The organism is Candidatus Uabimicrobium helgolandensis, assembly GCF_041508025.1.
Taxonomy (GTDB): domain Bacteria; phylum Planctomycetota; class Uabimicrobiia; order Uabimicrobiales; family Uabimicrobiaceae; genus Uabimicrobium; species Uabimicrobium helgolandensis.
In genome coordinates, this window is sequence record NZ_CP165719.1 from 3,599,751 (window position 1) to 3,621,038 (window position 21,288).

Below are 21,288 nucleotides of genomic sequence, written 5' to 3' on the forward strand. Positions count from 1 at the left end.
TATGAAGAAAATCATTGTACTAGGCGCTGGTCTCATGGGGAAAGCGATGGCCAAAGACTTGGCAAAAGACTACCAAGTAACAGCCGTAGATGTAAACCCTGATAATCTACAAGAGTTAAAAAATGCCAATATCGAAACCAAAGTAATGGATCTTACAAAGACGGATGAAATTAAGGCTTGTATAGATCCTTTTGATCTAGTTGTACTCGCCGTTCCAGGTTTTATGGGATTCGAAACGCTAAAGGCTGTTATTGAGTCGCAAAAGAATGTTGTAGACATTTCTTTTGGCGAAGAAGACTTTTTTTTACTAGATGATTTGGCGAAAAAAAATGGGATAACAGCAGTTGTCGATTGCGGTGTTGCTCCTGGCCTTGGTAATATTATTTTAGGGCATCATACTCAAAAAATGCAAATAGAGAATTTCGAATGCCTTGTAGGTGGTTTGCCAGCAAAAAGAACATGGCCTTACGAATATAAAGCTCCATTTTCTCCGATTGATGTTATCGAAGAATACACTAGACCAGCACGTATTGTCGAGAATGGCGAAGTTGTTATAAAAGAAGCACTCTCTGAAGCAGAGTACATTGAATTTTCGCAAATAGGCACTCTAGAATCTTTCAATAGTGATGGCCTAAGAACTTTGCTCACCACAATGCAGATACCAAATATGAAAGAAAAAACTATGCGCTACCCAGGGCATATAGAGTATATGAAAGTACTCCGAGAAACAGGATTTTTCTCCAAAGAGGAGATGACAATAAATGGCACAAAAATACGTCCAATAGACTTTACTTCAAAATTGCTATTTCCAAAATGGAAATTCAAAGACAAAGAACACGATTTTACCATTATGCGCATTACTATTGATGGTAAAGAAAATGGCACTAGTAAAAAATATGTATATGAAATGCTAGATCGTTATTGCAGTGAAACAGACACAACTTCAATGGCAAGAACAACGGGATATACATGTACTGGTGTTGCGCGCTTGGTTGCAGAAGGACATTTCTCTCGTAAAGGAATTTGTCCTCCAGAGTATGTAGGTCAGCATGAAGACTGTATGGCAAAAGTATTTACTCATTTACAGCAAAGAAATGTGACTGTTGATTTGCAGCCAGACGCGTAGTGCGATGATAAAGTGGAATCTCGGATTAGAGATTCCACTTGCTATCTTTTTCAAAACAATGAAGTTTCAATTTTTACGATTTCACATAATTCTTAATAATTTCAACACGCCAAAAAGAATGCACAGAGGAGAAGCAATTACAATTATCTTCCCGTAACGATTTTTCCAATCTTCAAAACCTTCAGGATCTTTATTTGGAATAATTTCATTGTAATACAGAAAAGCCCAAAGTCCTCCTATAAAAGGAATTACCCCATCAATCCACTCCCCGATATTTTCAAACATAAATATCCTTTCTCGGGCGTATGACCTCCCTAAGCTTCATTTCTGTCAACAATTAACACTCCAAAGTATTAATAATTAAAATCAACAGAAACAATCCCATTAAATCCCGGTTCATTTTGCCCAGACCCATGTACGCGAAAATCTTTATCGCTAATATTTTCAATAGCAGCGCTCACTGTAATATTATCAGTAATTTGTGCGCCCGCACGTACTGTGTAGGTTGTATATCCTGGTGTACCTCCAGGTGGAATTCTCTCAGTATCAGCCGCATCGCGCGTCGATAGACGATCTTGTCCGCGAACCATAGTAACAAGTCCCTCCGCCCAATATTTTTTCGACGGGTGTGTCCAACGTAGTCCTACAAAGCCTTGTGCTGGCTGCATACGGTCAATGGGTTCATCTTTCTTAATTCCATTTGCTTCTGGAAATGTAGATACAATCCCTTCCATCCACGCAAAACCACCAAAAACTTGCCAATCAGAGGTGATGTTAAAACCTCCCTCAAGCTCAACACCGTGCACAAAACCATCACCTTCATTATCTTTAGTTACTTCGACATCACCATTGATAATATTGCCAGTAGGAAAACGAATGATCATATTGTCTATTTGTGTATAGTAATAAGAGCCTTGAAAATACCAATTCGAATATTGCGCTTTTAAGCCTATTTCATAAGAAATAAAATATTCAGGATCGAGTTCGCGTACAGGCGTTTCGATCTCATTAGAACGAGCTGTATCAAAGCGCGTGACATCTGAAAGGTTTGGAGTACGAAAACTTTGTGAAACACCACCAAAGATATGCCAATTTTCATTAAGCGCCCATACAAACTTTAAACTACCAACAAAACCTCCCCAATCGTCTTCAATAGATACCGCGTCGCCAGTAACTGGATCTTCCACTTCATTTGCCTCTAACCATGCATGAGTGTAGCGTACGCCAGGAATAATAGTAAGCTGATCGAAAACAGGTAGCTCAAGTTGTACATATGCTCCAAGTAAATCGTAAGTCGCATCATCTCCTACTGGTCCTTGTATTCTTCTTCCACGAAAACTACCATCGGCATTAAAATCTTCGCGAAAAGAGCGCACAAAGTCGCGATAGTACTCTCCACCATAAACTAAAGTTCCAAAACCTAAATCACTAGCAAGTCGCGCATTAAGTCCAACCGTATTTGTAGTAATCCCCTGTACATCGCGACGTAAATTTGCACGAACTCGATCTTGCTCTTCTTGTTGGTAATGCCATGAAGCAGTAAAAGTAGCGTTGTCCACAAATTCCTCAACATCATACAAACGATACTGCACGTAAGTCAAGTGTCGATCATGGTCTAAACGCCTTTGCAGTTCATCTCCAACATCAGTGCCGCGAAAACTTTTTGAAAAAATGGTTTTGTGAGTACGCTCTGCATTGTTTTGATTTAAGCCAAAATAACCAAAAACAAGCTCTTCATGATTCGATAAAAACCAATTGAGTTTAAAATCTCCTCCACGCTCATCATATCCGGTTTTTTCTAACTCATTAGTATCACCACCAGCAATCAAATCGCCAAATCGTTTGTAAAAAATTCCACCAGTAAAACCAAAATCATAACCATAATTCCCCGAAACCTCTGCACGCGTAACATGAGAACGTTCACCACTAGAATAACGATAATACAAACGCGTATTTAGTAACGAATCATCACTATAGCGCTCGCGCTCTCTGGTAATAGCATTGACAACTCCTCCCACTGCATCGGAACCATAAATAAGTGACCCTGGTCCCTTCACCACTTCCAAAGACTTGATCGCTAAAAAATCCACAGTATTCCAATATTGATTAGGTCCTTCGCGAAAAATAGAGTTGTTTAGGCGAACACCATCGATAAGAAGAAGTGTACGAAACCCAGTAAATCCACGGATAAATGGTGAACCTTGCCCATGAGCTGTCTTTTGTACCATAACTCCTGGCGTTTCTTTAAGTGCTTCAGGTAAAGTACGTACCATTTTTCTATTTTGTAAGGTCTCTTGGTCGAGTTTATAAATAATATTTGGTTGATCAAATTTTTTCGATTCTTGGGTATTTGGCGTAACTACCGTTTCATCCAACGCCCACTTTTCATCAACCACATCTTCTTCTTGGTTTTCCTTTTCTTTTTCTTCGGCCATTTTCCGCTTCATGTTACTGTTAGGAATAATTTTAAATTCTTTTTTCTCTTTTTTCTCTTTTTTCTCTGCTTCCATTTTCCGTTTCATACTATTATTGGGAATAATTTTAAATTCAGGCTTCTTCTGTTTTTGCGAAGTCTCTTCTTCTAAATCAAGAGGTTCATCAAAAATAATGTCATCATCTGCACAAACGGGCAACATAAGTAGAAAAGTCACAAGTAAAATCGTTTTCATTTGTTATTCCTATGATAAAAATATTTTTTTCGTTGAACATAACGTGTTATATTACGTATACGTAATTAATATACCAAAGTTCATAATAAAATTTTTTTTTGGCCAACATATGAAAATAAACAAAAGTCTTTTAGCTTCCATTGTAGTACATATTGCGATTTTTTCGGTTTCATTTGTCATTTTAATAGGACAAAAATCGAAAACCAAAATCTCACTACACTATAATTATGAAGTAGACCCGCACATTTCACGAGATACAACACTGCGTAACAATTTACTAGTTGAGCCACAAGTATTCGAGCCAAAAATAAAAGACCCGCAAAATCCAAGTGTCGATTTTACAGAACAAACAGACGACTTCTCAAAACCAATTGTAGACCATAAACCTCTTCCAATAAAACCACAACAAAACTTCGGATCATTACGTCTGACCCCAAAAAAACCTATAACGAAACGTACCCCTAAACTACCATCCAAGCAAGTAAATAAAAATAATCAACCCATAAAAAGCAAAACACCCAAACAACAAAACGCCAAAATGACGAAAACAACAAAACAACAATTCGAAAAAAAACAAACACAACAAACAGCGTCACAAAAAAGTACATCAAAACAGCAAACCTCAAAACAAAGTACTGCGACTAACAGCTCTGCGCAAAAAAACGCAAAAATCACCCGACCAAAGCTGCGAAAAAAACTCCCCATAGACTACCCAAAAATGGCGAGAAGACTTAGGCTTTCAGGTAAGCTACTCCTACGCATTCAGATACTCAAAGATGGGACAGTAGGCCAAATAGAGATGCTAAAAGGAAGTGGCATGAGAATGCTTGACCAGGCCGCCAAAAAATCAGTAAAAAGATGGCAATTTGTCCCCGCAACTAAAAATGACGTACCTGTAAATTCGTGGATTAAGGTACCCATTGCGTTTCGACTGTAGAGGTTACTTCGTTAGATGATTTTGATAGGAATTGCCCTAATCGAAATGAGAACAGAATGAAAAAAAGTAAAATTTTAATTAAACTGTTATTAGTGGCAATTATTCTGTGTTCTATTGGGTGCATAATAATTGCTGCTGTATTTTTCCTCGGACATCTCAAAGGCAAAAAGATTTATGGCAATAGTCTAGAAACGAATACTTTCTCTCTTTCTTACAAACACGGAATGATTTTTTACGGTACATATAAACGGCAACGTGAAGTATTAGGAGAAACTCGTACTTTTCGCGAGCCAATATTATGGAGCCTAAAAGCTAAGTATCTTGACTGGACTGATGACAACGTTTATTACATAACAAAGTTGACTAAAACTTCCTTGTGGAAATTAAATAACTTAACCACATTTTTACCAAAAGGAATAGAAAAACTTTCATCTTTGAAAACTTTAATAGTGGGCCAAAAATCCACCGCTGGTTATTCTCGATTTGTGGTTATAGATGTAGATGTAGCTGAAACATTAACAGGTAAATTACCAAAAGGAATAGGACAACTTACCTCTTTAGAAACTTTAATAATAGAAAAAGAAGCATTTGTCAGTGAACTTCCAAATGAAATAGGGCAACTTTTAACTTTGAAAAATTTAGTGATAGAAGACACATACATAACAAAATTACCAAAAGAAATAGGACAACTTACTTCTTTAAAAAAGCTGTCTTTGTCTTATAATCAAATAAGTGAGTTACCAAAAGAAATAGGACAACTTACTTCTTTAAAAGAACTCTTTTTGTCTTCTAATCAAATAAAAAAACTACCGAAAGAAATAGGACAGCTTTCATCTCTTCAAAATTTATCTATAAACGAAGATAAACTAAACAAACTACCAAAAGAAATCGGACAACTTATATCTCTTCAAAATCTAAGCATAGACAAATCACAAATAAGTGAATTACCACAGGAAATAGGGCAACTTTCTAAGCTTAAAAGTTTAACAATCAGACAAACACCATTAACTAGCCTCCCACCAGAAATAGGAAAACTTTCATTAATTAAATGGTTAGATTTATCAATAAATAACTTAACCAGTTTACCTAGTGAAATAGGAAAACTGCATTCTCTTGAAAATTTAAACTTATCCTCAAACATAATAAAAACTTTGCCAAGGGAAATAGGACAACTTACTTCCTTAAAAAAACTATTTTTATCTTCTAATCAAATAAGTACATTACCAAAAGAAATAGGAAAAGCTCATTCTCTAGAACTACTAGATTTATACGACAACAATATAACGCAATTACCAAAAGAAATAGGAAATCTCTATAAACTTAAATTGCTAAGTATTGGCAAAAATAATATCAATAAACGATATCGAGATGTAAAAAAGTGGTTACCTAATTGTAATGTAAAAGATAATCTCGAGTGGTTTGAAATGTTTACAAAATAGAGACTAATACACACAAAATTTAAGTGAGCTTTTCGCGCTAGCCTCAGACTCAGACTGAAATTTTTTTGTACGAAATAGTGTCCAAGAAATCAACACCCACATCACACTTGATGCTCTCATCAAAAACGACCACAAAATCTACAACACTGCCAGAGAACTCAACAAAAAAGAAAACATCGAGAGAATTAATGGCAAAGCTGTTGCTTTGTAAGAAAGATTAACTAAAATAGAAAATTCGTACCTAATTGCAAAATCGTTTGGTTACTCTAACATTGGTAAACGGGTGATATACGTTAGAATAACTACCTTTTAGGAAAGCAGAAAAAATAAATATTTCCACTTCCCTTAGTTTATATAAATATTGTGGAGCAATATAATGAGTAAGAAAAATATACGAGAAAAATATGCTAGTAGCTACTTTTATGGTTCCATAGTCGTCTTTATCATGAATATGTTCTTCAATCCGCTATTGATGTTCTGACCAACCGAAAATACAACTAGTTTAGTTGTAGGAATTTCTTCATTTGTTATTGGTACTTGGTTCTCAATAAATGGATTGTGGTTAAAAACGAGAGGAAGTAGGGTAGCTGGTATATTATTACTATCGATGAACTTAATGATTATGTTATCTGTTATATATCACGCAATTTTTGGGAGAGGCTTTGCATACTACATTATACTATTCAAAGGTTTTTATGGTTTATTTTGAATTGTTATCAAGGTTGCTGTGCAAAATAGTATTTTGTACAGCAATTTTTATTTTATATCTCAATCGTGGATTTCTTACGATTGAAGATGAAGTAGCAAAATTAACAAACAAAGTAAAAAAAATAATAAGGTCTCAAGAAACTTATAAAGCAAGGACTTTATGATTTACGTAAAAATAAATATAATTGCACCTCGATACTATTTTATATAGAGTATCTCTATAAAGACAACTCTCCTTGAGATTTATCTTAAATTTTTGATAAAAATTATACCATTAATAATTTTCGTTATATAAACGTTTTAATATAATCTGTTTTTAGGAACACAAATGAGATATTTATTAATAGTTATAATATTTGTAGCTACATTTACACATGCAGAAGTTGTTTTTGCATTCTCAAATGTAGAATACCGAGATAACGGTGGCGGAGGTACGCTATTCCCTACCCTAGCATCGGATTATTTCGTTAAATAAGCAAACTTACGTTTTAGTAAAATTTCATTCGCAAAGTCAGTTTTTCTATATAATCCTTTAAAATCTTGGTAGATATTTTTTTTAGTAACCATTTTATAGTTTATAGTTTCAAGTATTTGATAATTCTCGTACTCGCGCCATACAACAGTGATCGCGATAAGTATAATTGCTGCTTTAAGCCAAAAATGATTACCAAACTTTGGTTTTTCTGAAAGTCTTGGATTAAGAACCTTACAACTTAATTCTAGCGATGGTTGTTTGGGACGAATTGCCTGCAAACGGTTTTCTAAATCTGCAAATTCATTCATTGTTTTCCCTTAAAAATTTATTCATTTTTTCTAATCCATAGCGATATCTGCTAGTAGCTGTATTGATAGAGATTTTCAGAATATCGGCTATTTCTTGAAATGTCAAGAGGCCATATATTTTTAAGTAAACTATCTCACGTTGTTCCTCTGGTATCCTCAAAAGTGCTTCTTCCAGAGATAAGGAATCTAAAATTGAGATTTGCTCGGGCTTTGCCACCTCAAAAAAAGCACTATCGTCTTGCACTATTCTGATGCGACTTTTTCGTTTATCTAGTTCTCTCCATACTTCATTTCTAGCTATGGCAAACACAAAAGCTTTGAGGTTTTTTATATTTTCTATAGATGTTTTTGTTTGCCATAACTTGCAGAAGACATTTTGAAAAATATCTTCTGCTGTATTGCAGTCTCGTAAGAGAGTTTTGATATAACCAAGCAAAGAGGAAGCCATACTTTCATGCACTATCTCTGCTAGAGAATTGCTCATTTCACGCGTACTCCTATATCAAAATTTTTACCTTGTCTGGCAAAACGAGCATTATCATCTTTAAGATCCTTTCCCACACTATAGATATAATATTTTCCTGCGATATTTTTACATATTAAAGATTTCTGGGTAAAAGGGTCCTTAAATAGCGAATTTTTTTGCAGGAGTTCAAAATCCAATTTTTCAGAATTATTCAAAGTAATATCGATAGCTGCGACAAGACTTCGTGCTTGTGCTAATTTATTAAATTCTTTCATTGCCATGTTGACTAAGTGATTATAATAAGGAGAAATTTTTTCATCTTTTATAGCAGGCAAAATTAACTTATAAGCTTCATCTTCAGTTTTATTAATTTTTTGAAAATGCAATGTATAATACGAAACAATATTAGCCAAAAACCACTTGCCAAAACCACGTGGTATTATAGGAGCTTTTATGCCCATGAATTTATCAATTTCCAGCTCTTCAGGATATTTCCACATATCTTGTTCAGCCCAAGAATGGAGATAAAGCAATTCCCAACTTACATTAATAGAATTATATTCGCAGTAATCTTGCACCATGTTTTGAAGCCTTTGTAAGCGTTCTTTATCATCGCATACTAAATAGTAGCGATAACACTCTTCTAAGACCGATATCTGAGTTCTTATTCGATAGCTTTGAGAAGACATTAGACATTCGCCCTCTAAAGCAGATACCAAACGAAACATCTTAGATATGCAGTTTTCTAATGAATCAAATTGCTTTGTGTGTAAGAAATAATAACAACGTAGTTGATAGAATTTTATCATACTTGGTAAACTAGAAAAAAGGAGAGTTTCAAAGTGCGAACTTTTGCTATAGAGAGAATAATAAGGCTCAAACTTTGGAGAATCCAAAGCTTTTTCCAAAATAGCAACATGATCTTCAGTAAGCGACATTAATTGCGAGATGTGCTCCAAATGTTTTTTAGAAGGAGATTGAAACTTTGCAAGATCACGATCCAAAGGAAACCATGTTAACATATATTTGAGATCTTGATCTTGCAAAGTTTCACAAAAATACTCGTATTGTTTTTGGATAATTTGACTTACTCCCTGAGCCAAAGGAAGCCCGTTGACAGTAAATTTTAAATCATCGCCGTGAGCAAAATTCTTCCATAAATCTGCAACAGTAAGCGGACAATTTCGCTTGCCCGCTTCTTCAAAAGCTTTTCTTAGGCAATGTGTACCGTAAATATTAAATGTTTGTAAAACAAGAAAACAAACAATTGTGATGGTGATAACAGATTTTTTTGCACGCTTATACCAACAATACTTCTGTATAGAACGGCAAAACCAGTGGACGATAAACAATACAGCTAAAGTTGTCAACATTGTAGGATAAGAATCTGCCACAATAAACATTACGATAACATATGCCATAGCCAATAATGCTATTGCAGAATACAGCAAAGATTTTTGCCACCAATTAAGTTGTCTTTTTTCCATTGTTTTCTCCTCGTTATAAGAATAACCTCTAAATTTTATGTGCGATCAAGTAAATAAGTTTTATTCAATATTAAGCTAGACCCCCAAATTTACATTTTTTGTTTATGGAAAAAAAAAATTTAAAGTTTTTAATATGAAAATGGAGTACTACATATCTGTTATTTACGAACAATTTAAGGAACCTCTAAATTAGAATGGTAAATTTACTTATAGTTTTTTTAAACTTGAATATCTGACATAAGGACAGAGGCTTCGAAGTACTCCATTACGAGTTATAAGATAATCAAAAATAGAGCCGTGAGTACTTTGACAAAATTTTTCCTGTACATATATTTTTAAGTAATTGATATGATATAAGGCGTGTTCTTATTCATAAGCTATTCAATCGAACTAGTCATCTAAAACCTAACAAGGAGCACCAAGGTCTCATAGCCAATTTCTTTAAAATAGGTCCAAACAAGATCAGTATTTACAAGGAGTTGTAGAGTCAACAATCTAAATAGAGACACGTCCTAGTAGGAATAATATTTTTAAACTACTTTTTGTGGAATTACTCGATGTCTGAATCAAAAAATAAAAAACCTAGCGATGATAATTTAAATTTATTAAAAGAAAAATACAACAATTATACTTCACAGCGCAATTGGTCAAAAGCTCTAAAAGTTCTTGATGAAATCTTAGATATAAATACCAATGCAGATTTTTATTATAAACGAGCTAGAGTATACTTAAAACTTTCGATGTTAAAAGAAGCCCGCAATGATTTACGGCAAACTATATCACTAGATTCGGCACATCTCAAAGCCCAGAAACTACTAACTCAATTTCGATTAGACAAAGAAATAAGTTCTGCCGATACAGTTGTTTTTAAAAGTCGCGTAGATCAAGATCCAACAGCATTTTTGGAAGATACTGGCAAATTAGAAAAAATGACCGCTGCTGCGACAGTCGTCGATTCCCACGGTTCTAATAAGTCATCAACACAAATATTAATCCAAGCTGGACAACGTCTCGGGCGCTACGAAATCAAAAAGAAAATTGGAAGTGGAGGTATGGGATATGTTTTTCAGGCATATGATATCGAATTGGAAAGAATTGTTGCCTTAAAATTACTACATCGAGGTGACAGTGAAAAACAAAAAGAGAATATTCTTAAAGAAGCAAAAACAACAGCAAAACTTGTACACCCTAATATTGTGACCATACATGACATTGGCCACGAGTCAGGAAATTACTACTTTTCGATGGATTTCATCGACGGTTCACCACTTAAAGATTTAATCCTCAAATATAATCAGCAACAACTAATTGAAATTTTTATTCAAGTAGCATATGCTGTAAATTTTGCCAATAATGAAGGAGTTATTCATCGCGATTTAAAACCTGCCAATATCATGGTAGATAAAAACAACATTGCAAAAGTGATGGATTTTGGTTTGGCAAAAACAGGGGCTGTCCAAGAAAGTATCTCGCAAACAGGAGGACAGATGGGAACACCTCTTTATATGGCTCCTGAGCAAGTAGAAGGAAGCAAGATTGGCAAATATACAGATGTATATGCTTTGGGCATTATTCTTTTTGAAATACTAACTGGCGATGTTCCTTTTGGCGGAGATACTCACTATAATATATTCTTTCAAATTCTCAATACCTCTCCCGAATTCCCAAAAAATCTCAAAATAAATAACAATCTCAAACTTATATGTTTTAAAGCATTAGCAAAAAATCCAAAAAACCGCTATAAAAATGCTGAAGAACTTGTCGCAGATATAGAAAAAGTCATTAAAAATCGACCTATCAATATAAAAAAAACATCTAACAACAGAAAAACTATTCTTGGCTCCGCTATCATTCTTTTATCTATTTTAGTTTACTTATGGCTACAACCACACCTTTCAATCTCAGTACAAAAACCGCAAAAAGTAGATAGCATAACAACAGGAGTTTTTCCCAAAGGAGAACAAATTGACCCTGAGATACTTTCTCTCAACGGTAAAAATATTCGCGACAATACATTTATGCCTGGAGAATACATATTAAAAATTTCTCAGCCAGGTTATTATCCTATTAATAAAAAAATTCATATTTACTCATTTCCATATATAATAAAGGAAGAACTTAAAACAATACCTCGAAAAATAGACATCAAAATTAGTCATGATATAAAACCGAAAGAAAAGACTCCTTACAAAGTAACATTCACTTCTCTAAATAATCCAAATCAATATGAAGTACAAAAAGGCGACTCTATAGCTCCAGATAGTTACAAAGTCAATATAAAGCAACGAGGATTTGAAGATTATATAGGTAAAATCCATATTTGGCCGGATGATCGTCAATATACTCTTCAGGTAAAAATGACAGCAAAATTAATTCCTATTTACATTTCGACAAATATGGACGATTTTTTAGCGAATATTAAGGATATGTTTACTGATGTAAGTCAAAGTATACAAAGTGGAGAAAAAATAAAGCCTGGTAAGTATCTACTTCAAATATCTCATCCCAATTGCAAAACTATTACTAAACAAATAAACATAGCTCCTGGTCCAAACAAATACCAATTTAAATTCAAATTAAATTTTCTCCAAAAAGGTGAAAAAAACACCAAAATATCTAGCGGTCGTCAAATAGTATTTCATATCTTAGATCGTAATCTAAATAAAGTTGTTACCGCTTACAAAATAATTTACCAAGCCAATAACAAAATGCTTCGTTTCAAAGATCGTTTGCCAATTGGAAAAATAAAAATTATTGTGCAGTTTCTAAAATATAAAACCGTTCGCAAAACAATAAATGTTATCGCTGGCAAAGAACCAATGGTTGTAGAAATCTCGCTGCAAAAATTGGCAAAGAAGGAGTTTATAACAAAAGAAAATGCGCAAATGATTAATGGAATCGTATACAAATATCGTCTTTATTCCAATGGTAAAGAAATAGAAGACCACTTGATAAAAATATATAGAGGTGTCGGGCGTTACTATTGGAGTATTCAAGTAAAACCGCAAGTAGAAAAGATAAAAATCTGCGCTGGGTATTTCTTTGATATAAGTAGTTTTGGTTCTACTAAAGATACATTTTTTTCCCAAATCGAGATTGCACACCTAATAGAACACCTAAACAAACTAATCCCCAAAGGAGAAGCGGTTCTTTTATCAGCGATAGAATCATTGGTTCACGATTATATGCACACTCAAGCTTTAAAGAATTGCAACAAAAAAGAAATTAAAAAACTCATTGTTTATCTCACAAACCTAAACTTACGAAAAGTCTACGCGGCACGTAAAAAAGAAATAATCAATACAATCATTGAAATCCGTAAAAGTAAATAACTGCAGCTAACTTGAGTATAGTTTAATATTATTGTTCATTCTTGGACAGTATGCACGAATTGAGTAAATTTTTATTTGCGGTGTTGTATCCTATTTATTTCGTTAAATTTAGGAGGAGATTTCTATCCATGTAGTACATTTGCTGAACAACCTTTCAACAACAAGAAATATAAAGGATATAAAAGATTTATTGAACATATTTCCTCAAAAAATGAGTTAAATATTGAACAACTTTTTATTGTATTGTAAATGATTTCTGACAAGTATTGATGGTCAAAAATCTTTTAGAGCTAGCAATAATAACAACCCACTATCTACAGACGATGAAATAATTACTATCAATATTGTCGGACAACTCTCTGGACAGAACTCTCAATCTACCTAGTTTCGTTATGTACGAAAGAATTATCAATATTTATTTCCCCAAATTTCTCAACGTCCACAAATATGTAAAAAGATCTTTTCGTTTGCAAAACACTACTTGCTTTCTCCAACAGTATCTCGTAAACCATACAGATGCTAACTGTAGCAAAGAATTTCTTATTGATTCTTTTCCCACTTAACCATGTAACATCCAAAGATTGAAAAACTCTTCATAAGATAATCCCAAAAATAGAGCTGTGAGTAGTTTGACAAAATTTTTCCTGTACATATATTTTTAAGTAATTGATATGATATAAGGTGTGTTCTTATTCATAAGCTACTCAATCGAACTAGTCATCTAAAACCAAGGACCTCATCGCCAACTTTTTTAAAATAGTTACAATAATCAGTATTTACAAGAGTTGTAGAGTCAAAAACCTGAATAGAGACGCGTCCTAGGTAGAAAGAATATTTTAAACTACTTTTGTGGAATTACTCGATGTCTGAATCAAAAAATAAAAAGCCTAGCAATGATAATTTAAATTTATTAAAAGAAAAATACAATCAATATACTTCACAGCGCAATTGGTCAAAAGCTCTAAAAGTTCTTGATGAAATCTTAGATATAAATACCAATGCAGATTTTTATTATAAACGAGCTAGAGTATACTTAAAACTTTCGATGTTAAAAGAAGCCCGCAATGATTTACGGCAAACTATATCACTAGATTCGGCACATCTCAAAGCTCAGAAACTACTAACTCAATTTCGATTAGACAAAGAAATAAGTTCTGCCGATACAGTTGTTTTTAAAAGTCGCGTAGATCAAGATCCAACAGCATTTTTGGAAGATACTGGCAAATTAGAAAAAATGACCGCTGCTGCGACAGTCGTCGATTCCCACGGTTCTAATAAGTCATCAACACAAATATTAATCCAAGCTGGACAACGTCTCGGGCGCTACGAAATCAAAAAGAAAATTGGAAGTGGAGGTATGGGATATGTTTTTCAGGCATATGATATCGAATTGGAAAGAATTGTTGCCTTAAAATTACTACATCGAGGTGACAGTGAAAAACAAAAAGAGAATATTCTTAAAGAAGCAAAAACAACAGCAAAACTTGTACACCCTAATATTGTGACCATACATGACATTGGCCACGAGTCAGGAAATTACTACTTTGCGATGGATTTATCGACGGTTCACCACTTAAAGATTTAATCCTCAAATATAATCAGCAACAACTAATTGAAATTTTTATTCAAGTAGCATATGCTGTAAATTTTGCCAATAATGAAGGAGTTATTCATCGCGATTTAAAACCTGCCAATATCATGGTAGATAAAAACAACATTGCAAAAGTGATGGATTTTGGTTTGGCAAAAACAGGGGCTGTCCAAGAAAGTATCTCGCAAACAGGAGGACAGATGGGAACACCTCTTTATATGGCTCCTGAGCAAGTAGAAGGAAGCAAGATTGGCAAATATACAGATGTATATGCTTTGGGCATTATTCTTTTTGAAATACTAACTGGCGATGTTCCTTTTGGCGGAGATACTCACTATAATATATTCTTTCAAATTCTCAATACCTCTCCCGAATTCCCAAAAAATCTCAAAATAAATAACAATCTCAAACTTATATGTTTTAAAGCATTAGCAAAAAATCCAAAAGACCGCTATAAAAATGCTGAAGAACTTGTCGTAGATATAGAAAAAGTCATTAAAAATCAACCTATCAATATAAAAAAAACATCTAACAACAGAAAAACTATTCTTGGCTCCACTATCATTCTTTTATCTATTTTGGTTTACTTATGGCTACAACCACACATAGCTCCTGGTCCAAACAAATTAAATTTTCTCCAAGAAGGTGAAAAAAACACCAAAATATCTAGCGGTCGTCAAATAGTATTTCATATCTTAGATCGTAATCTAAATAAAGTTGTTACCGCTTACAAAATAATTTACCAAGCCAATAACAAAATGCTTCGTTTCAAAGATCGTTTGCCTGTTGGAAAAATAAAAATTATGGTGCAGTTTCCAAAATATAAAACCGTTCGCAAAACAATAAATGTTACCCCTGGTAAAGAACCAATGGTTGTAGAAATTCGATTATCGTATCCAGACATTGCAACTAAGGGAAAGCTAAAACAAAAAAATGGTAATCTCCCTGTTGATATTTCAATGAAGCTTCCAAAAGAACCAAAAATTAATCAAAAAAATATTTATAACCTTGATTTAAAAAGCACAGATGGTTCTTCTCTGGAAAACGTTACTTTACATGTAAAACTACCATTTAATGTGAAGTATAAAGACTATAAATATCCAAGAGATTTGAAATATCAAATTAGCGAATTACGCGAAAAAATAACATACCAATTTGAAGTTGCGCATTTGTGTAGTGGCGATGGTTCCTTTGATATTACTTTAACTGATAGGAACGGTAGACAAAAAATAACTAGCTTTCCTTTTAAAATTGAACAGAAAGAACTACCTTATTACAGAGTTACTGCAGAACAAAACGACTATCAAGTCGACATGCAAAGTGCAACGAGTGCTGTAATAATAAAAAAAGGAAATGAGTTTATATGTAGAACATCAATACATAATGAGAGCGATCAGGTTAAATTGGTTACAACAAAAATATATACATCTTATAACATAAATTGCCCTGAAAGAGATGAAAAAAGAAGAACATTTGAGTGGACAAATACTATAAGGCCAGGTTTGAAAAGTAATTATTTTATACCACTAAATGGACTAAGTATTGGCAAGGGAAAAGTTACTGTTAAGGGACTTATTGATGGAAAAGAGATATTTGTTGCAGATCATAAAATTACTGTAGAGTAAGTGATAAAAAGAAAATCGGAAGTGGAGGTGTAGGATACATTTTTCAGGCATATGATATCGAATTGGAAAGAATAGTATTTTTGGCGTCGGAGCAAAATTACTAGATCGTTATAAGCGTATTTTTAACAAAAAATACCAAGAAGACCGAAATTTGACAATTCGCCGGAGTTTTTGGGGTTACGTTTTAGGTTTGTTAGGAACTATTGCATTTTATGGAGCTTATCTGTGGATTGCAACTGCTGCGATCAAAAATCAAATTACTTTGGGAGAAATGACGATGTATATTCTCGTATTTAAACAGGTTCAAACGAGTTTATCATCAGCACTAAATTCAATTAGCGGAATGTATGAAGACAACCTTTACTTATCAAATTTATATCAATTTTTAGAACAATAAATTATATCCTCTACAGGAAACCACAATGAGGGTTTACAGCCTGGAGATGGAATACGTTTTGAAAATGTTTCTTTTATTTATCCTGGATCAGAAATTCCAGCAGTGCAAAATATTTCTTTTCACTTACAACCAGGAAAAAAACTAGCATTAGTTGGTGAAAATGGTTCTGGAAAAACGACATTGATAAAATTGCTCACTCGCCTCTACAGTCCTACTTCTGGACGCATTCTTTTCGATGGTCGCGATTTACAAGAATGGAGCAAACAAAGTCTGCATAATCGCATTGCAGTAATTTTTCAAGATTTCGTTAGATACCAATTTAAAGTAGGAGAAAACATCGGAGTTGGGGATATTTCAGGTTGGGAAGACGAAGAGCGTTGGCAAAAAGCTGCAGAAAAAGGAATGGCAGCTTCTTTTATTAAAGAGCTACCTGAGCAGTACAATACGCAACTAGGACGATGGTTTCGCGGTGGCCAAGAATTATCCTTAGGTCAATGGCAAAAAATTGCTCTAGCGCGAGCTTTTATGAGGAAAAATGCAGATATTTTTGTCCTCGATGAGCCAACAGCTTCAATGGACGCAGCAGCAGAATACCAAATGTTTGATTACTTTCGTGAAATGACATCGGAAAAAATTACCATTTTCATTTCTCATCGATTTTCCACAGTACGCATGGCTGACCATATCATTGTTCTTCACAAGGGAACAATCATCGAAGAAGGCAGTCATCAACAACTCATGAAGCAAGAAGGTCAATATTCGCGACTTTTTTCACTGCAAGCTAAAGGCTATCAATAAACAACATCAAAGCCGGACTATTCTACTTTTTGTTGGTTCAACTGGTGTTTGTCTGGAAGTGCATCTTTGAAATGTCTACAAAAGCACAGAAAAACGTAAAGCCAATACTACAGCATCATCTAGATCTGGATCGGTACCAGGGTTAATAACATACTGGATATTTGGCTGCAAGGTAAACCATGGAGTAATTTGCGCTAGATAAGTAAATTCTATACTTGCTTCAAAAGCATTTGCACCATTCGCATTTATAAAATCATTTCCGTTATATGCAATAGCAGTAGCAATACCAATGCTATCTTCGTTACGATTGGGAACCAAACCTGTATAGGCAAAACCAAAGCCTGAATAAGCTGCAAACTGGTTTACATTACTGTTAGCAGCACCTATACGCGCGTAAACTACACCGCGAGGAGAATTTCCATCGCAGATAACAGTTTGCTCCATTAACAAATATAGCCCTGCGTTACCACGATGAAAATCATCCTCTCTTGCTACGTCTTCAAATTCTTCGGTATAATACCACCCGCCCAATGCATATTTACTGTAGACTTGTGATTCATCGTTCTCTGAATATGTAATATAACCAATTTCTCCTGCGAAAAGTAAACCATCATCGCGTTTGAGAATAACATGTGTTCCTACTTCGTCGTCTGGATCTCCTGGAATTCCGTCGAGTACAGCTGCTAATAGATAGATATTTTGGGTTGCCTGAACAAGTACTCTTGCTGCTAATGAAGTTACTGGAAATATCGAGGGGCCATTCACGCCGCTTTGTGAATAATCTGCGCCTATTCCATGTGAACCATTGAGAAATAGACCAGCAGCTTCGATTACATCAAATTCTGAGTTTATATCATATAGTCCGATTTTAAAAGAAAGTTGATCTCCAAAGAAATTTTGTTGCCACCATGCTTCATAAAGTTTAAATGTATCAGGAGCTTCAATATTGCTTGTGCCCTGGGCATCCCCAACATTTTCCGAAGGATCTCCTCCGTAATTGCCAATACCATAAATGAGAAAAGTAGAACCACTCCATCCAAATAATTTCTCACCGTCAATTGACATAATGAGGTCTACATTGTCTAGGTATTCCGTTTGACGTGCGACACCTCCTGCTACGTTAGATACAACCTCACCTGTATAGGCAATTTCAAAAAAAATCCCCCTGTCTTGAAGATCTGTACGCATACCGCCCCAATTCCCAGTTGCATAATCCCACTCGCTGAATGGTTTTTCGTCACTTACACTGTTCAAATTTTCTTTGGGCGCTTGCTTGTTTTCTGTTTCTATCGGTTCGTTTGCAAATATTAATAGTTGTAATAATAGTAGTAGTACAAGTATATTTGTCATTTTTTTCCTTATTGTTTTTGTGAAAGTAAATTACACTTCTAGTGCCTAGAATTTTTTAACTAGCATGTTCCCCTCCTATATCATGCGAAATATACTAAGAATGCCATATGTTCAATTCAAATATAGAATTCAAGTTTTAGCAAATATGAATTATTAATAATATTACATATTGAATATATTTAAAAGACTATAAATTAATAATTTATAGTAAATATTGGCAATTGCATATAAACTCAACAATATTATTGTTTATTCTGAAACCCAATCAGTATTGGACAATCTAGCTTCTATTGAAATACTGACAAAACCGATCAATGAACAAAATCTTACAGAGCTAAAAAATTACTACGAAGAACAAAAGTATTGAAATGTAGTAGAAATAAAAGAAACAGAGTCAGAGCTAAATTACAAAAAGCGAGACTTTGTAAAACTACTACGATTAATGTTGACGGGAAACATTAAACGAGTAGTGGTAAGTTATCAAGATCGATTGATAAGATTCGGTAGAGAAATAATAGAAGAAATATGTTTATCAAGAGGAATATTATTAGTAGTTATCCATGAGAAAAAAAAGCAAGCCTTTGAAGAGCAACTTTCAGTGTTCTGTTCGAAAATCCATAGGCGTAGATCTCACGAGCGAAGAAAAAAGAGAAAAATGCAAATAACAATTCAAACTATACTGGATAAAGAAACGGCGAAGTATTTAGAGAAAGCAGGAAAATAAACTGCAAAACTTCGCAGAGAATTGTTGTGCGCGTTGTTACAGGGAAAAAAGCAATCCTATACTAAAAAAGTTACCAAGAAAATTGGCTGCGCTCTATCAGTTGGATAGAGCATCAACCTCGATTGCTTTAAATATTGCAGAAGGAAACGGAAAATATACACCTAAAGATCGCTACTTTGATATTGCTAGAGGATCTGCGCTTGAAAGTGCTGGCGCTTTAGATATAATAATTACCAAAGAATACTACCCTAAAGAGCAAATTAATTTGGGAAAAAATATGCTGCGGTCAATTGTCTCAATGCTGGTTCTTTTGATCAAAAGAACTTCCAAAGACCGCGCCCCTTAAAGGATTAAGATTAGGATTAAGAATTAAGATTAAGAATTAAGACTACTAGGGCCTCTGAATCTCTATTTAGTGTTGATTTCCTACGATATTTCATCAAGCGAAATATTAGAATCCATGTATTTTCACTTGTATTTCTAATCGTTTGTTTTGTTTAGTAATCTGATAATAGCTGCTCTCATAATTTTGTTATATCTTTGTAAATCTTTTTGTGGCAAACCCAAAAGAGCTTTTTCATTGTAATGAGCAATTTGTGTGGCTTGTTGCGGATTTAGATTTTCGATATTTTCGGTTAGACTAGTGCACTTTTCTTGATCTTCTTTAGGCAAACTTGAAAAAGCTCTTTCTTGTATTTGATCAAATTCTTTCTGTTCTTGAGTCGTCATTTCTTCAAAAATGAGAGAAAAATATTGCATTCCGAATTGTAAACCGTGTTTTTTTATATCGTTGTATATATTTATTGTATTTAGTATATGAAAACGTTGTTCTATTTTTACATTCAAATAGCGTTTGATTAGTGCTTTTGTTGTTGGTTCAAATTGCCGTTTTTTCTCTACTACTTCGCTAACGCCTTGTTTCATCTGCTGTTTGATTTTTTCTAATTGCTTCTGAGCATCTTTTTGTTCTCCTAATCCACCAATAATACCTAAAAGCATTGACAGTAAAAAAGTGGTTATCCCTATTTTCATTAAGGACCAAACCTTCGGTGATTTACGAATAATAAATCCATTAACTATCGCTGCCATAAAGAACACAGCGAAACAACGTCCACAAATTTCTGCCACTACTCTACTAGGAATTTGTTTTTCAATATAATTAAAAAACAAAGCTAAAGTGATTACCGCAAACACAAACGCAAATGAGAATACCTTTATAAATGGCTTTGCTGTGTTGTTATTTTCCATGAGTCCTCCTGATGCTTTTTTAAAAGATGACTTTATTCTTCCATATTTTTTTCTTATAGTTGATAATCTCAAACTAAGATTAGCCTAAGAAATAGGAGTGTCATATGTCAAATAAAAAAATACTGAGGATATTGTTTGTTGAAGATCTGCTTGAAAGACAACAGAAACTTTGTGACATGTATAAAGATCATGCATGGATTGTAGCGGAGACAGCAATGCGAGCAATAAAATTAATTTCAGTGTACGACTTTGATCTAATTCTTTTAGATTACAATTTAGAAGAGGAAACAACAGGACTTGAAGTGGCACAATTTATCGTAAAATCTCGTAACGCTCATACAAAAGTAGTACTACATTCTATGAATCCTGACGGTGCGAAGAAGATGCTTGGAGTGATAACGAGCGCAGAAGTGATTCCTATTTCTAAATTAACAAAAAAATCTATGTATACAAAAAGACTAAATGAGCAGTTAAACCAAGAGCAAGTGAATTGGAATTATGTTTTCAATGGTTATTGTTGAACTAAGTAGTCTTTCAATTAGGGCGTGTCATCATTCAATACAGATAAAAATATAATGGATTCATTTAATTATATGCCAGTAGTATTG

General features: G+C 34.0%; 15 protein-coding genes and 1 pseudogene. 9 read left to right on the forward strand and 7 right to left on the reverse strand.

Features of this window, described 5'->3' with window-relative positions:
- The first annotated feature begins 1 nt into the window (after position 1).
- Positions 2-1,126, forward strand: a complete 1,125-nt coding sequence (locus UABHE_RS13165; protein ID WP_372370804.1) for a saccharopine dehydrogenase C-terminal domain-containing protein — start codon at positions 2-4, stop codon at positions 1,124-1,126.
- A gap of 81 nt (positions 1,127-1,207) precedes the next feature.
- Here UABHE_RS13165 and UABHE_RS13170 read toward each other — a convergent pair whose 3' ends face one another.
- Both UABHE_RS13170 and UABHE_RS13175 read right to left on the reverse strand, forming a co-directional pair.
- Positions 1,208-1,411, reverse strand: coding sequence for a hypothetical protein (locus tag UABHE_RS13170; protein ID WP_372370805.1), 204 nt, complete (start codon positions 1,409-1,411; stop codon positions 1,208-1,210).
- 68 nt (positions 1,412-1,479) lie between these two features.
- A complete protein-coding gene (locus UABHE_RS13175) occupies positions 1,480-3,795 on the reverse strand; it encodes a TonB-dependent receptor plug domain-containing protein (protein WP_372370806.1) in 2,316 nt (771 codons plus the stop codon).
- Between the two features lie 109 nt (positions 3,796-3,904).
- On the opposite strand from UABHE_RS13175, the gene UABHE_RS13180 reads away from it, so the two are divergent.
- Both UABHE_RS13180 and UABHE_RS13185 read left to right on the forward strand, forming a co-directional pair.
- Entirely contained in the window at positions 3,905-4,732 is an 828-nt protein-coding gene (locus UABHE_RS13180; RefSeq protein WP_372370807.1) for a TonB family protein, read from the forward strand.
- A 56-nt stretch (positions 4,733-4,788) separates the two neighbouring features.
- Positions 4,789-6,171, forward strand: a complete 1,383-nt coding sequence (locus UABHE_RS13185) for a leucine-rich repeat domain-containing protein (protein WP_372370808.1) — start codon at positions 4,789-4,791, stop codon at positions 6,169-6,171.
- A gap of 1,167 nt (positions 6,172-7,338) precedes the next feature.
- Here UABHE_RS13185 and UABHE_RS13190 read toward each other — a convergent pair.
- Genes UABHE_RS13190 through UABHE_RS13200 form a run of 3 tightly spaced genes read right to left on the reverse strand, consistent with a single transcriptional unit; the run spans position 7,339 to position 9,615 of the window.
- Entirely contained in the window at positions 7,339-7,662 is a 324-nt protein-coding gene (locus UABHE_RS13190) for a hypothetical protein (RefSeq protein ID WP_372370809.1), read from the reverse strand.
- Positions 7,655-8,146, reverse strand: coding sequence for an RNA polymerase sigma factor (locus UABHE_RS13195; RefSeq protein WP_372370810.1), 492 nt, complete (start codon positions 8,144-8,146; stop codon positions 7,655-7,657). Before UABHE_RS13195 ends, UABHE_RS13190 begins: the two co-directional genes overlap by 8 nt.
- Positions 8,143-9,615 (reverse strand): hypothetical protein, encoded by a 1,473-nt coding sequence (locus UABHE_RS13200; RefSeq protein WP_372370811.1) that lies wholly within the window; start codon positions 9,613-9,615, stop codon positions 8,143-8,145. Before UABHE_RS13200 ends, UABHE_RS13195 begins: the two co-directional genes overlap by 4 nt.
- Before the next feature lie 557 nt (positions 9,616-10,172).
- Between UABHE_RS13200 and UABHE_RS13205 the strand changes: the two genes are divergently transcribed.
- The 4 genes and pseudogenes from UABHE_RS13205 to UABHE_RS13220 all read left to right on the forward strand — a co-directional run.
- The gene (locus tag UABHE_RS13205) at positions 10,173-12,947 is read left to right on the forward strand and encodes a protein kinase (protein WP_372370812.1); all 2,775 of its coding nucleotides are present in this window, start codon (positions 10,173-10,175) and stop codon (positions 12,945-12,947) included.
- An 862-nt stretch (positions 12,948-13,809) separates the two neighbouring features.
- Entirely contained in the window at positions 13,810-14,532 is a 723-nt protein-coding gene (locus tag UABHE_RS13210; RefSeq protein WP_372370813.1) for a protein kinase, read from the forward strand.
- Entirely contained in the window at positions 14,532-16,163 is a 1,632-nt protein-coding gene (locus tag UABHE_RS13215; RefSeq protein WP_372371610.1) for a serine/threonine-protein kinase, read from the forward strand. Before UABHE_RS13210 ends, UABHE_RS13215 begins: the two co-directional genes overlap by 1 nt.
- Positions 16,164-16,239: 76 nt before the next feature.
- Positions 16,240-17,358, forward strand: a pseudogene (locus UABHE_RS13220) (ABC transporter ATP-binding protein); the annotation flags it as partial.
- Between the two features lie 75 nt (positions 17,359-17,433).
- Here the strand turns inward: UABHE_RS13220 and UABHE_RS13225 are convergent.
- The gene (locus UABHE_RS13225) at positions 17,434-18,708 is read right to left on the reverse strand and encodes a carbohydrate porin (RefSeq protein WP_372370814.1); all 1,275 of its coding nucleotides are present in this window, start codon (positions 18,706-18,708) and stop codon (positions 17,434-17,436) included.
- An 806-nt stretch (positions 18,709-19,514) separates the two neighbouring features.
- Between UABHE_RS13225 and UABHE_RS13230 the strand changes: the two genes are divergently transcribed.
- Complete coding sequence (locus UABHE_RS13230) at positions 19,515-19,778, forward strand: four helix bundle protein (RefSeq protein WP_372370815.1); 264 nt, start codon at positions 19,515-19,517, stop codon at positions 19,776-19,778.
- A gap of 134 nt (positions 19,779-19,912) precedes the next feature.
- On the opposite strand, the gene UABHE_RS13235 is transcribed toward UABHE_RS13230, so the two are convergent.
- A complete protein-coding gene (locus UABHE_RS13235; protein ID WP_372370816.1) occupies positions 19,913-20,680 on the reverse strand; it encodes a hypothetical protein in 768 nt (255 codons plus the stop codon).
- A 104-nt stretch (positions 20,681-20,784) separates the two neighbouring features.
- Between UABHE_RS13235 and UABHE_RS13240 the strand changes: the two genes are divergently transcribed.
- Positions 20,785-21,201 carry a cyclic-phosphate processing receiver domain-containing protein gene (locus UABHE_RS13240; RefSeq protein WP_372370817.1) on the forward strand — a complete coding sequence of 139 codons (417 nt, stop codon included), beginning with the start codon at positions 20,785-20,787 and terminating at the stop codon, positions 21,199-21,201.
- Positions 21,202-21,288 lie beyond the last annotated feature (87 nt).

Coding starts and splice junctions, on each gene's coding strand:
- UABHE_RS13180 (WP_372370807.1), top strand. CDS start 3,905: ATGAAAATAAACAAAAGTCTTTTAGCTTCCATTGTAGTACATATTGCG.
- UABHE_RS13205 (WP_372370812.1), top strand. CDS start 10,173: ATGTCTGAATCAAAAAATAAAAAACCTAGCGATGATAATTTAAATTTA.
- UABHE_RS13165 (WP_372370804.1), top strand. CDS start 2: ATGAAGAAAATCATTGTACTAGGCGCTGGTCTCATGGGGAAAGCGATG.
- UABHE_RS13170 (WP_372370805.1), bottom strand. CDS start 1,411: ATGTTTGAAAATATCGGGGAGTGGATTGATGGGGTAATTCCTTTTATA.
- UABHE_RS13200 (WP_372370811.1), bottom strand. CDS start 9,615: ATGGAAAAAAGACAACTTAATTGGTGGCAAAAATCTTTGCTGTATTCT.
- UABHE_RS13240 (WP_372370817.1), top strand. CDS start 20,785: ATGTCAAATAAAAAAATACTGAGGATATTGTTTGTTGAAGATCTGCTT.
- UABHE_RS13210 (WP_372370813.1), top strand. CDS start 13,810: ATGTCTGAATCAAAAAATAAAAAGCCTAGCAATGATAATTTAAATTTA.
- UABHE_RS13185 (WP_372370808.1), top strand. CDS start 4,789: ATGAAAAAAAGTAAAATTTTAATTAAACTGTTATTAGTGGCAATTATT.
- UABHE_RS13225 (WP_372370814.1), bottom strand. CDS start 18,708: ATGACAAATATACTTGTACTACTACTATTATTACAACTATTAATATTT.
- UABHE_RS13190 (WP_372370809.1), bottom strand. CDS start 7,662: ATGAATGAATTTGCAGATTTAGAAAACCGTTTGCAGGCAATTCGTCCC.
- UABHE_RS13175 (WP_372370806.1), bottom strand. CDS start 3,795: ATGAAAACGATTTTACTTGTGACTTTTCTACTTATGTTGCCCGTTTGT.
- UABHE_RS13235 (WP_372370816.1), bottom strand. CDS start 20,680: ATGGAAAATAACAACACAGCAAAGCCATTTATAAAGGTATTCTCATTT.
- UABHE_RS13195 (WP_372370810.1), bottom strand. CDS start 8,146: ATGAGCAATTCTCTAGCAGAGATAGTGCATGAAAGTATGGCTTCCTCT.